Source organism: Lentisphaera marina, assembly GCF_028745505.1.
Taxonomy (GTDB): Bacteria; Verrucomicrobiota; Lentisphaeria; order Lentisphaerales; family Lentisphaeraceae; genus Lentisphaera; species Lentisphaera marina.
This window is the reverse complement of record NZ_JAQZZL010000002.1, coordinates 2,279,983-2,291,554: the sequence shown is the minus strand read 5'-3', so window position 1 is coordinate 2,291,554 and position 11,572 is coordinate 2,279,983. Positions and strand designations below refer to the sequence as shown.

At 40.4% G+C, this 11,572-nt stretch carries 12 protein-coding genes; 4 read left to right on the top strand and 8 right to left on the bottom strand.

What is annotated here, in order from left to right; all coding sequences use genetic code 11:
- Nucleotide 1 precedes the first annotated feature (1 nt).
- Entirely contained in the window at nt 2-268 is a 267-nt protein-coding gene (locus tag PQO01_RS20360) for a MoaD/ThiS family protein (RefSeq protein WP_274316068.1), read from the top strand.
- Between the two features lies 1 nt (nt 269).
- Nucleotides 270-1,019: a HesA/MoeB/ThiF family protein gene (locus PQO01_RS20355; RefSeq protein WP_274316067.1), complete on the top strand. Its 750-nt coding sequence runs from the start codon at nt 270-272 to the stop codon at nt 1,017-1,019.
- Between the two features lie 21 nt (nt 1,020-1,040).
- Here PQO01_RS20355 and PQO01_RS20350 read toward each other — a convergent pair whose 3' ends face one another.
- The 8 genes from PQO01_RS20350 to PQO01_RS20315 all read right to left on the bottom strand — a co-directional run bounded on the left by PQO01_RS20350 (nt 1,041) and on the right by PQO01_RS20315 (nt 10,899).
- Nucleotides 1,041-1,847 (bottom strand): type II secretion system protein, encoded by an 807-nt coding sequence (locus tag PQO01_RS20350; protein WP_274316066.1) that lies wholly within the window; start codon nt 1,845-1,847, stop codon nt 1,041-1,043.
- A 364-nt stretch (nt 1,848-2,211) separates the two neighbouring features.
- Nucleotides 2,212-3,216 carry a ThuA domain-containing protein gene (locus tag PQO01_RS20345; RefSeq protein WP_274316065.1) on the bottom strand — a complete coding sequence of 335 codons (1,005 nt, stop codon included), beginning with the start codon at nt 3,214-3,216 and terminating at the stop codon, nt 2,212-2,214.
- A gap of 27 nt (nt 3,217-3,243) precedes the next feature.
- Nucleotides 3,244-6,315, bottom strand: a complete 3,072-nt coding sequence (locus PQO01_RS20340) for a DUF7133 domain-containing protein (protein WP_274316064.1) — start codon at nt 6,313-6,315, stop codon at nt 3,244-3,246.
- 77 nt (nt 6,316-6,392) lie between these two features.
- The gene (locus tag PQO01_RS20335; RefSeq protein WP_274316063.1) at nt 6,393-7,841 is read right to left on the bottom strand and encodes a LamG-like jellyroll fold domain-containing protein; all 1,449 of its coding nucleotides are present in this window, start codon (nt 7,839-7,841) and stop codon (nt 6,393-6,395) included.
- Nucleotides 7,838-8,350: a sigma-70 family RNA polymerase sigma factor gene (locus PQO01_RS20330; protein ID WP_274316062.1), complete on the bottom strand. Its 513-nt coding sequence runs from the start codon at nt 8,348-8,350 to the stop codon at nt 7,838-7,840. Before PQO01_RS20330 ends, PQO01_RS20335 begins: the two co-directional genes overlap by 4 nt.
- A 193-nt stretch (nt 8,351-8,543) precedes the next feature.
- Complete coding sequence (locus PQO01_RS20325) at nt 8,544-9,146, bottom strand: DDE-type integrase/transposase/recombinase (RefSeq protein WP_274316061.1); 603 nt, start codon at nt 9,144-9,146, stop codon at nt 8,544-8,546.
- 363 nt (nt 9,147-9,509) lie between these two features.
- The gene (locus PQO01_RS20320; RefSeq protein ID WP_274312032.1) at nt 9,510-10,598 is read right to left on the bottom strand and encodes a transposase; all 1,089 of its coding nucleotides are present in this window, start codon (nt 10,596-10,598) and stop codon (nt 9,510-9,512) included.
- A 64-nt stretch (nt 10,599-10,662) separates the two neighbouring features.
- Complete coding sequence (locus PQO01_RS20315) at nt 10,663-10,899, bottom strand: transposase (protein WP_274316060.1); 237 nt, start codon at nt 10,897-10,899, stop codon at nt 10,663-10,665.
- Between the two features lie 346 nt (nt 10,900-11,245).
- Between PQO01_RS20315 and PQO01_RS20310 the strand changes: the two genes are divergently transcribed.
- The gene (locus PQO01_RS20310; protein WP_274316059.1) at nt 11,246-11,428 is read left to right on the top strand and encodes a hypothetical protein; all 183 of its coding nucleotides are present in this window, start codon (nt 11,246-11,248) and stop codon (nt 11,426-11,428) included.
- The gene (locus PQO01_RS20305) at nt 11,412-11,561 is read left to right on the top strand and encodes a hypothetical protein (RefSeq protein ID WP_274316058.1); all 150 of its coding nucleotides are present in this window, start codon (nt 11,412-11,414) and stop codon (nt 11,559-11,561) included. The genes PQO01_RS20310 and PQO01_RS20305 overlap by 17 nt, the downstream gene beginning before the upstream one ends.
- Nucleotides 11,562-11,572 lie beyond the last annotated feature (11 nt).

Sequence of the window (11,572 nt, the reverse complement as noted above, 5' to 3'; positions counted from 1 at the left end):
CATGTTGCATAAAGTAAAACTCTGGGGACAATTAAAGCATTTAGCAGGAGACGAATACGTCCAAGTCGCTGATGTTTCAACAGTCAATGAACTCATACTCAAGCTTGCAGAAGAGCGAGAAGAAATAAGTCACATGCTTATTTCAGAAGGTCAAGCAAACCCATCAATCCTCGTCTTTATTAATGACAATCAGCACTTATGGGAGACTCCAAGAGACCTAAAAGAAAATGATTCGATTACACTAATGTCACCCATTGCAGGAGGGTAAAATGAAGCCACTTAACCAAGAAGAAAAAGATACTTATGCTTGGCAAACAACCGTGCCTGGATTTGGGGAAGAAGGGCAAGTTAAACTCAAAAATTCAACGGTGTTTATTTCTCGTTGTGGCGGGCTTGGCTCCGTGGTCGCTTATGAATTGGCCGCAGCAGGCATAGGCAAAATGATTTTAGCCCATGGTGGCAATGTCAAACATTCGGATTTGAATCGTCAGTTACTAATGACGCACGATTGGTTGGGTAAGCCCCGCATTGAATCGGTTGAACGCCGCTTAAAAGAGCTTAATCCTCGCTTGGAGATTGAGGCAGTGAATGCCAATGTCAATGAAGAGAATGCGCAAGAATTGATGGCACAAGCGGATCTGATTATTGATTGCGCTCCACTCTTTGAAGAACGCTACCTAATGAATCGCGAAGCAATCCGCAATAATATTCCCCTGGTGGAATGTGCTATGTTTGAATTACAGGCTCAGATTACGACGATTATTCCAGGTCTTACGCCTTGTTTGAAGTGTATTTATCCAGAGAAACCCGCTGCTTGGAAACGCCGTTTTCCTGTATTTGGCGCCGTGTCGGGAACTGTGGGTTGTATGGCCGCAATGGAAGCGATTAAAGTTTTGAGTGGTCTGGGAGATACACTCGAAAATAAGCTCTTGAGTTTTGATTTACGTGATATGACTTTTATGAAAAGCCCGCTCATTAAACGCGATCATTGCCCAGCTTGTTCAGGACTTCATTCTTAGTTTAAGATATTTATGGGTGTGCTATTTAAGGGCATTCCATGGGGTGTCTGCTAAATAGCCCCAATTTGTAAATGCTCCTCCGTTATAAAAATTACTTGCGCCCGTACTACCGAGGGTACTAGGAAGACTGCGATACTCCGCATGACCATCGGCAAAAGAAAAATTCATTTTATATGTTTTATCATCGTGGACGTAGAAGCCACTGACTCCACCAACATCACTGTTGTGCCTAGGGAAGCCTCCTGGGTGGTATTGTTCAATATAGTTACGAGCGCCTAGGTAACCACCAGCTCCATAAAATCCAAGAATATTAGAGTAGCCTTGAGATTCAGCGTTAACAATAGTATCTGAGGCATTGCTTATTTGGCTTGCAGATATAGAGCCGCCGGTATTAGTAGTTTCAATAACTCCTCCATTACTATCATTTACATTAGCTGTGTTCATGGCATAGGACCTTAAAATGGCTCCCGATCTAGATTGTACATTAGATGGGCATAGATACATGGGAGAAGGGACCTCATCACTCTCATTTAGATTCTGGCGTTCCATTTGGGCTTGAGTCAGGTCTCTTCCATCGTATAAGCCCAGAAGATCATCCCAAGATACTTTTGTGCTACTAAAATGTGCATTGGGTCCAGGGTAATAGCCTTCATTATCGCTGTGATAGTTGACAATTGCAATAGCCATCTGTTTCATATTATTCATACATGATGCTCTTCTAGCCGAGTCACGTGCTTTTTTGAGGGTAGGCATTAAGAAACTAGCCAAGATGCCAATGATGGCCACAACGACGAGAATTTCGATGAGTGAGAATTTTGATCTTTTCATATTTAGCCTTTTTCTTTAGGTGTTTGTTTCCCTTGCCTTGTTATCTAGTAAACTACAATTGTGAGTGAAACACAAGTCTTCACGTTTATCAAATTACGACATATGATTGTCTTATTACGCCTTTAGATTATATAATTTATAAGTGTAAGTTCATACTGTTATAACATTTTAAATATATAATGTACGGTAGTGTTTATTATTAATAGCGACTTATTTTATAATAAAAAATTAAAATAAGCGAGGGGTTTTGTCAAAATAGCTCATCTTAATTTAACTACTGAACACTCACTTAAGCCTGTTATAGATATAAAAAAAGAGCCCCCTTTTATGAGGGGCTCTTTATATGGAAATAATAAGGTCGCTATTATTTAACTGGCTTGGGGAATTTACCGAGTTTGGCACTAGGAGTGGCGTCGGCTTCGATATCGCCACAGGCATATTGAATGCCGGTGAGAATGTGTTGCATAGCAACGGGGTTGAAGTAAGTATCTTCATTGTGACCAAGGTTGGTGTAAAAGACTTTTGATCCCGTATAAGATCTGAGCCATGAAACGGCGTAATCATTATCTTTACGCTTCATATTTCTTTTCATCATGTTTTTCCCAGAGAGGTCAAGGCTGAGAAGCACACGCATTTTATCGCGAGTAAAATGTTTATCATCTTTGTATTGATAGATTTCATCACGGATCACAAAACCCTGAGGAACCATTTCCGCACAGGGATGCTCGGGGCATTCATTGTATAAAGTCACGTGATCACCAGCACCCCAAGGGTGGCCATCGAAAATTCCGCCCATGGCTTCGAGATAATTGGGCCAGTTTTTGTGGCAATCAGTGGCGGCGTGGATGCCCACGAGGCCTTTGTCTGAAGCCATGAACTTTTCAAAAGCCGCACGAGCTTTTGGAGTGGAAATCGGGTTATTTGTTGTACTGAGCATCAGTAAGACATCGTATTTTGCGAGCTCCGCATCATTGATCATCGCCTCATCTTCAGTATGAACGGCAGAATAAGCCCCAGTTTTTTCACCGACTAATTTTAACATGGCCGCACCAGCTTCTATTGAGCTATGGCGAAAACCAGTGGTTCTTGAGTAAATAAGGACTTTTCTAGGTTTTTGACTTTTGGCAATCTCGAAGCCTGCAAACATTTTCTCAAGCGCTGCGTCTTTTTCGAGAAGTTTTTTCTGGAATTTGACTTTGTTAACTTCACGCTTTTTTAGTTCAGATTGATTTTTGAGATCATTAGATTGCTGATGCAACTCATTAATTTGTTTATTGAGTTCTTGAATTTTCTCTTGCTTTTCAGTATTTGCGAAAAGTGCAAAACCTGTAAAAAGTGCCGTAGCTAAAAGGGTATGAGTGAATTTCATCTTGGTGCTTTTCCTTCTTGTTAAAATTTATTTTTTGAGTGAGCTTAGGTAATCTAATAATGCAGCAAACTCGCTGATACTCAGATTATTGACTAGTCCTTCGGGCATCATGGAAGTTTTGAGTTTTTTCTCTTCCACTACATCTTCATGCGCAATTTTACTGGTGATGCCAAAGAGATTGCGCAGGGCGATTTGGCCGTGCTCGCGGCTGCTGACAAAGCCAGTATGAATAGTACCGTCTTTCATTTTGAATTGAACAGTAGTAAAACCCTGAGAAATAGTTGCGTTGGGGTCGATGATAGCTTCGGCAATGGCATCTCTTGTAAAGGTTGTACCCACATTTCCCATATAAGGCCCCTTGGCCATTTCGCTTTCTGAGCGAGCGTGGCAGGCAATACATCCGGCTCGAGCGTAGAGTTGTTCACCAAGAGCGACATCACCCTTGACACTTTTGACTTTTGCCAAGACAATTTTCTTGTCGAGCTGAGCAATTTTTTGGCTGCTATCAGTATTGTTAAGTTGCTCAATTTTCACCACGAGTTGCTTGTAAAACTCACCCTTTTTCCCCTTGCCTTTGGCCGCGTATTTTTTGATTTCTTCGAAATATTCCGAGTAGCCCATATCTACAGCGTATTCAGCGCTTTGTTCATGACCTCGACTAATTTCTTTAGTAATCGCTTTGATAATCTTTTCCCGAGTTTTTTCCTGGATGAGAGGCATGCTCTGGAGATTGAGCAGGTAACGGCTGTAATAGTCCATGGTACTGCGGTTCTTTTTTTGGTGGAAAGCCTGGAACATGGCATCTTCATTACTGAGAAGGTAGTTGGGGTCGGTCATCAAAGCTTTGATCTGTTCGTCAAGAGCTTTGTTCTTTCGCTGTTTTATATTCATTTCCGCAATAGCGAAAAGCGCAATACGAACTTCTTTTGGATAGATATTTAAATGATCATTAAGCTTATTCCAAGCATCGATCACAACTTGCGGTTGATCTTTGCCTTCCTTCATTTCGTCTTCAATAAAGGCAATATCTTTTTGATCGAGTTTATCTTTGTTTACTAAGGCTTCGAGCCCAGTCATTTTTAAGCCGAGATTGAAGTCGCGTCTTTGAATTCCAACGCCCTGTAAGGAAGAGAGCATGGAGACAATTTGATCATTCTTCACACGAGAAACATTCTGTTCGATAGCGGCTTTAACCTGTGCAGAACCAGCCCAAAGATCTTTTTTCATGAAAGGTATTTTTGTTTGAGGGCGTGTGCCCCACCAGTGCTTACGCCACTCCAGTTTGTCTAAATCTTCAGTGTAGTAGAGGCGGAAGAGTGTGGGTAAATAACGAGGGAGATCTTGGGGAGAAGCACTATTACAAAGAGAGATGATTCCGGAAACCACTTCCTCACTGTAAATATTCTTAAGAACGCGCAAAGCCATTTCCGATTGCGGACCTGTTTCCTTAGCCTTACTGAGTAAGTAAGGAACGTCGGCTAACTCGAGGAGAACTCGAAAAGCGGTATGGGGAATTCTGGGATTGAGCTGAGCTCTATCGGGAAGTTGATCACTTTTGTAATCATAGCTTTGTGTTCCTAAAGCCATGATATGCTGGCTGATTCCAGGAGCTTTGAGTCGACCTAAGCTAATGACGGCCTGTGAGCGCACACGGGCATTGGGATCTTTGAGGAAGTTAATGAAAAATTGGGGATCGAGGTCATTGAGTTGACTTGAACGATCAGTGAGTGCACGAAGGGCAAGCTCACGTAAATCTGGATCCGCACTAATGGCTTGTAATGCTTTATATGAATGAACTCCAAAAATTTGCTTGAGGGCAAAGAGTGCCGAACTACGTCCGTAGATTGTTTTTGATTTATCCTTAATAAAGGCAATGAGTTTTTGTTCGCTTGTCTTATCTGCTTTACGGCTGATGAGTTCACGTTGACTCGTCATACGCAGGTTTTCTGAATCGCTGTTTAAGTTGGCGATGAGTTGATCAATAGTTTGTTTTTTTACATTTGGAAACGCTTTCCCCTGAGGACTTTTTGGAGTGAGTTTAAAAATGGCTCCGCGTTCATCCTCAAAATGAGCATAATTATTGTGACCCTTCCAATTCATGGCATAGATGTTGCCGTCAGCATCAGCACTTATATCCATGGCTTTATCGGGCTTAAAGAATGTTTTTTGCTCGATTATGTAGGTTTCTTCAAAACGTTTCATATTGTGAATAGATATGCCAGTTCCACCCCAATCACAGCTGTAGACTTTGTTGTTCCATTGTGCTGGGATGCGAGGTTCCTGGATAAATTGCATACCCGTTCCACTGCCACCACCATAATCGGCGAGTGGTGGCTGTGTTTCATCGGGGTTACTTAGATATTTTCGTGGGTATCCGGCGTCCATGAATTGACTGAAGTAGTGGAAGCGAACGTTCCAGCCACCGCCATCATTAGTATTGTCTCGTGAAAATAGTTCCATTTGTGGAGTAATGGCGACACCGTAAATATTTCGCGTATTACGAGTATAAACTTCGAGCTCCGAACCATCAGGACGGCAACGTAGAACACCGCCTCCCCAAAGTTTTACTGAAGATCCATCTGTACCTTTACCATCTGGGATAGCGTAGTCACCTATGGCCATATAAAGCCAACCATCTACACCCATGCGGACGCCATTGGAAGTGTGATCGCCACCTCGCCAATCGAGGGGGAAGCCGATACCCGTAAGTAGATTTGTCTTTTGGTCAGCAACACCATCATTATCCGTATCTTTAAATGCCGTTAAGTAGGGCGGGTTAATGACGTAAAGGGTATCGTGAATAAAGTGAATGCCACGAGGCTGATCTATGTTTTCCACAAATTTAGTGAATTTATCGGCTTTGCCATCACCATTTGTATCTTCCATGCGAGTGATTGAACCGCACTTAGGTTTTTGACCCCAAGCAGCATTGAGATCCTGGGCTGCGAAGACAACGCCATCAGGACTGGCAGAGAGGCCAGTGAGACTTTTGATTTCGGGGTAGCCGGCAAAAAGACTTTGTTCGAAGCCTTCAGGCGTTTGCGGCTGAGCAAAGATAGCGCTGGATAAAAGACTAAATAAGAGGGCAGTTTTTTTCATTGGACTCCTAGTAATGATTATTGATTTAATTGTTTATGAAAAGGTTGTTCTTAACAGGCTTGATCAAATGATCAAAATTATGGCTTGCCGATGTCGTACATTTCTTGTACTTCGGCTGTGCTGAGAGCACGCTTGAAGATACCAACTTCGTCCATCCAGCCTTCGAAATCACGATGATGTGATCTGTCATTATTGGTGCCAATATCGACTCGTTTATTTGGAGTGACTTTGATTTGACCTTTCACGTGGTGAACAGCGTCAATTTGACCATCGATATAGAGTTTCATCACTTGACCATCATAAGTCGCAGTCACGAGGTGCCATTGATTATCGTCGATGCTCTTTTTGCCCCTCACAACATAGGGCTTGTTCGTGCCACAGGCGAATTCGATGGAGTTTTCATTACCATTGCGTGCAATGCGCCAACTATGGTCACCACGTGCGACAATTGTCTGGAAATAACGAGTGAATTTTTTGACTTTAACCCACGCAAATAGAGTGACGGCTTTTTCAAAATTAAAGTGCGAATCAGAACCGCAGTCAACATAACTATAGGTCGAATAATAGAGGGCATCTTTTTGGGGCCAACGGCCTTTAGTCCATTGTGGATCAGTAATGCGGCCATCTCTTAGGTGAGGGGAATCAGTTTGTGATAAGTTTTTCAGAACATATGGGAATTCGCCTTTGAAGTGGTCGTAATAAGCTACGAGATCAGGGTCTTTTTGTAGTTGGTTCGAGTAGTTTTGCCATTGACTGTAGCGCTCGAAATCTTCATCCACTTGATTGGGATGAATCGACTCGGCAATGACCGCCTGCTTTGGTGACGCAGAGGCCTTTTCACCAGTTTGAACGATATCGGAATTCCCCGTGCGATTCTGAAAACGAATTCTACCATGAAGAACTTCTAAATAAGATTTCTCCGGCTCACTAATTAGATTAAACTTGGTTCCAAGGATCTCCGCTTTTGCTGAGCCAGTTTCGATTAACATGGGACCGAGTTCTTGTTTTTGAATGTCGCCGTACATCTGTCCGTGATTGAGGTAAACTAATTTTGAATCGAGCTTGCGATTAAAACTAAATTCGGCTTCGTTGGTGAATTCTAAAATGGATTTGTCGGGGTATTGAACACGTAGTTTCTCACCTTTGAAGGTTTTGTAGAATCGTCCCAACTCAAGGATTTGCCCGGCTTGAAAGTTTTGCTTTGATTTTACACTGATTATTTTCGGGTTGAAATCAATATTTTTTTGACTTGGAGACTGCAAGAAAAAGGCGAATAAAGCGGCCGTCGCCATGATCGCACTCGCAATGAGATAAAAGGAGTTTTTTGACTTCCTTGCTTGATGAGGCTCATTGCCATTGATTGAAAGCTCATGAATAGCATCTTTCATAAGGCTTTCGTCAATCATAAAATCTGTGTAGGTTTTTGCGAAATCCGCATCTTCCTGCAGGCGCTTATCAAAGGCTTCAGTTTCCTGAGGATTGAGCTGATTAAAATGAAATTTTTTGATAAAATCTAGATCATTCATGGGTTTAAGGCCTTCGAATTAATACATTTTTGCAGGCTCATGCGCAGGCGCTGGAGGAGAGAATGTGTAGCCGTTTCACTGCGGCCAATAATTTTTGCAATACTGCGAGCAGATTCACCCTTGATGTATTTCATTTTTAAAATTTGGTAATTTTCGCCACTGACTTTACTGAGGCATGCTTTTAGTGATTCTAAGCGAGATTCGAGGATGTCATCATGATAATTTTCACAAATTTGACTTTCAATTATATCAAGACTCTCCGCAGAAAGATTAAGCTTATCTAAATGTCGTTTTTGCGAGAAGCGCAAAGCCTGAATTCTAGTGATGCCGATAGCCCAGGGGAGGAAGGCTTTACTGGAATCAAAATCATCCGCTTTTTTCATCAGTGTAATAGAAACTTCTTGAAGAATGTCATCACAGAGGTGGTGATCACGGCAAACAGAATAGGCCATGGCCCATAGCCGGCGGTATTCTTTACTAAAATTTGCGATGACTTCTTCTGTATTCACTCAATATAATCCTTATGTCTTTACAAGGTATTCATCTAACAATACTGAATTCATCGCCAAAAATTAAAATTTCTTTCAATTTTTTTTGTTTTTATGCTTAAAAAAGTATGTCAATGATTTGTAATGCCCCCCTTTTTCAAGGGGTAACATTACGTAGTGCGAGTTATAGTCGCAACTTATTGCTTTAAGGTAATCATGCAACTAGGCTCGCATTGAACCAAGCTTCATAATCGTATGGGGTCATGTAGCCAAAAGATGAATGAGGGAAGTCCTCATTATAATTTTGAATCCATTTGGTAAGCTCTTCTTTTAGCTCGTAAATGTCCTTCCATTCTCGAGGCCAAACTAGGTCTTCTTTAATGGTTCGGATAACTCTTTCAGTATCCGCATTTCCTTTAGGGTTATTATAGGAAGTGAAAATCTGCTGAATACCTAGAGATTTACACTCTGAAATAAAACGTTTTGAAGTAGGCTGACAACCATTGTCTGAAACCAATTGCAAATAAGGATTAGCTTCTTTAATCCCATTAGGAAATTGATTGTTTATCCCCATATGGAGAGCACTTAACCAATCATCTGTACGACTTGTTGATTCCAATGAATGACCAATGATTTTCTTGCTTCCCCAATCAATTAGAACATGAAGGTACACCCAGCCCGAATTTGGAATTAAAATTTTAGTCATATCCGTACCCCAAATCGAATTTGGTTCAATAGTCTTAGGTTTGCTCCGAGTAGGAGTTCTCTTTGATTTAAGCTTTAGATTGGGCGGAACCAAAAGATTTTCTAGTTTCATGATTCTATGAATGCGTTTCTTATTCACATTAATATTTTTACGAAATTTTAGATATGCCCAAACTCATCTGTAACCTCAAGAAGGGTGTTCATTCTTCATCTTTTAATAAATCCTGATTAGCTGCACTCAAAGTTCGTTTCCTTTTCAGAATTCGTTTTTTTTTAGTTCCACAGTCAAATCACCAATAATAGTTTTAAGCTTATTGATCCTTTTGCAAAAGTCCTGAATTAGAGTGATTAAAAAGTTCATCCAGGATAAATCTTAAGATCTCGCTCACATGTATCTCGAAATTGGATACATGTGAGTATAAACAAGCCAAAAATGGACGCAAGTTGATCATGACGTATAGTTTTATGTTAGTTGCTAAATAGTCTTGAAGAGTTGGTTTGCTGTTATTGCAATAATGCCAAACATTAGATGAGTCATGACTTTTGCATGTCCTCGTACTCTGATCATCCTACCACCATAGTTGTCTTTTAAGTTCGAAAAGACTCTTTCAACAGATGACCGCTGTTTGTACCGTTCTTTTTCAGGCGGGTCAAAAATCTTTTTCTCCCCAGTTTTTCTAGGATTGTGATCAATAATAGATTTATGTCCTAAAAGATGGCTGAATTTATGGATAGAAGGTGAATCATAGGCTGCATCCATTAAATCATATAAATTAGTTATGCGTTGTGCGCTAATCTGTGCTAAAGGGATTGCCGCTTGGCTGTCGTGTAAAGACGCTGAACTCAATAGGCCTGCGACTGGTATATCTCCATCAATACAATCTAAGTGAAGCTTGTAGCCTTTCCATGAAACTTTATAACCATTACTGTTTTTCTTTGTCCCTTTATTACAGTGCGTTGGGAGCTCTTTTAAGTTTTCTTCAAGTGACCGGTCGACCTGCTTTTCCACTACGGTTTTTTCTTTAATTCGGATCTCACCTTTTTTAGGCCGCCCTCGTTTCTTAGGGGCTTTAGGCTCAGCCCCTGGTTCAGACATGACTTTTTCTCTAGCTTCAATTGCTGAAGAATCTCTACTAATGTGCGGTACTAAGGTGTCTCCACAATGTTTTACCACTAAGAATTCATGGATTCTTTGGCAGAGCTGAGAGGCGGTGATTTCTGCAAATACTCTAGAAAAAGTACTTTCATGAGGAAGCTGTTTTGCAAATTCCCAACCACATAAACGACGTATCTTTGTACTTGATTTGAGAAAGTCTATAAAAGATCTTGTTGTATCGAAGTTATAAACGGATTTGGCTATGTAAGCTTTCACTATATTAAAATGATCTTTCGGAGGTCGCCCAAATCCACACCATTCAAATTCATGGCTGAACTGATCAAGCTCAGTTATTGTGCAGATGCGAACAAACTCTTTCTCTTTCTTAGTTAATTCTCCGCCTAAAAGTTCTTCTAAGCCTGGAAATAAATACTTTTCTATGGTATCCCATAAGCCGGGTAGATTCATGTTTTTTCTCTTTTTGTTTTGGTAACTATTGAGATAACATGTTTCTACTTTTATTCAGCTTGTTTTATGACTTTTGCAAAAGGCTCTTATTAACTTCACTTTTTAAACGTTCTTCAGTTTTATCTACACCACCATGAGCAAATACCTTTGAACCATCAGATAGAAGTTTGTCTCTCCATTGGTAGTACTGCGTTTGAGTTATTTGGTGGCGATTACAAAGCTCGCTGACAGTACAGTCGGCCCTGAGTCCTTCCATAACTATTTTAAGTTTCTCTTCTGGTTTCCATTGGCGTCGTTTCATGTGATACTCCGTGTTTTTATACTATCTAATTTACACGACTTCTTAAACGGGAGCACTATATATTTTTGTTGTGTAACCCAGATGAAAACTCTTGAACATACTCCTGTTCCAATGACGTTACATGTAATTGAATCGCCCGAAAAAACTACTTCATTTCAGTTGTAGAACACCTTTAATAGTGAGAAAAGGTGGAAACCTGAATCGTGACTGAACTTTTATTAATATTGATGTATAAATATTATCAATTAAGGGTTACTAGAACTCGAATGAATTATCAATGATAACAAAATCTTGGTATGGTTTTTGTTATTTTTTTAAAGTAGAAATGTTTTCTTAGGAGGAAATTATGAAAACAGCAGTGATATTTTGTGTTCATATATCAGAAAGAAAATTAAGTAAGTGTGTACAAACTTTTTATGATTTAAAAACGGAATTCACTTTCTTGAATTACCCAACTGGTTTTTGCAAAGGAATGACGAACGTAGAAATCCTTGAAAACTTTGGCGATATAGATGAACAACCATTTTAAATGGTGTATCGATATTACTTCTGAAGATAAAAATAAAGAACGTTTTAAAGAAGAGGTTGAGGTGCTTAACAAGTCTTTAGCGTCCGAGTGCAAAACCTCAGTCGATTGGGAAGACAATCTAAATCTAGATTAGTGACCTATTGC

Coding starts and splice junctions, on each gene's coding strand:
- PQO01_RS20310 (WP_274316059.1), top strand. CDS start 11,246: ATGAAAACAGCAGTGATATTTTGTGTTCATATATCAGAAAGAAAATTA.
- PQO01_RS20355 (WP_274316067.1), top strand. CDS start 270: ATGAAGCCACTTAACCAAGAAGAAAAAGATACTTATGCTTGGCAAACA.
- PQO01_RS20360 (WP_274316068.1), top strand. CDS start 2: ATGTTGCATAAAGTAAAACTCTGGGGACAATTAAAGCATTTAGCAGGA.
- PQO01_RS20325 (WP_274316061.1), bottom strand. CDS start 9,146: ATGAAACTAGAAAATCTTTTGGTTCCGCCCAATCTAAAGCTTAAATCA.
- PQO01_RS20345 (WP_274316065.1), bottom strand. CDS start 3,216: ATGAAATTCACTCATACCCTTTTAGCTACGGCACTTTTTACAGGTTTT.
- PQO01_RS20335 (WP_274316063.1), bottom strand. CDS start 7,841: ATGAATGATCTAGATTTTATCAAAAAATTTCATTTTAATCAGCTCAAT.
- PQO01_RS20320 (WP_274312032.1), bottom strand. CDS start 10,598: ATGAATCTACCCGGCTTATGGGATACCATAGAAAAGTATTTATTTCCA.
- PQO01_RS20340 (WP_274316064.1), bottom strand. CDS start 6,315: ATGAAAAAAACTGCCCTCTTATTTAGTCTTTTATCCAGCGCTATCTTT.
- PQO01_RS20350 (WP_274316066.1), bottom strand. CDS start 1,847: ATGAAAAGATCAAAATTCTCACTCATCGAAATTCTCGTCGTTGTGGCC.
- PQO01_RS20305 (WP_274316058.1), top strand. CDS start 11,412: ATGAACAACCATTTTAAATGGTGTATCGATATTACTTCTGAAGATAAA.
- PQO01_RS20315 (WP_274316060.1), bottom strand. CDS start 10,899: ATGAAACGACGCCAATGGAAACCAGAAGAGAAACTTAAAATAGTTATG.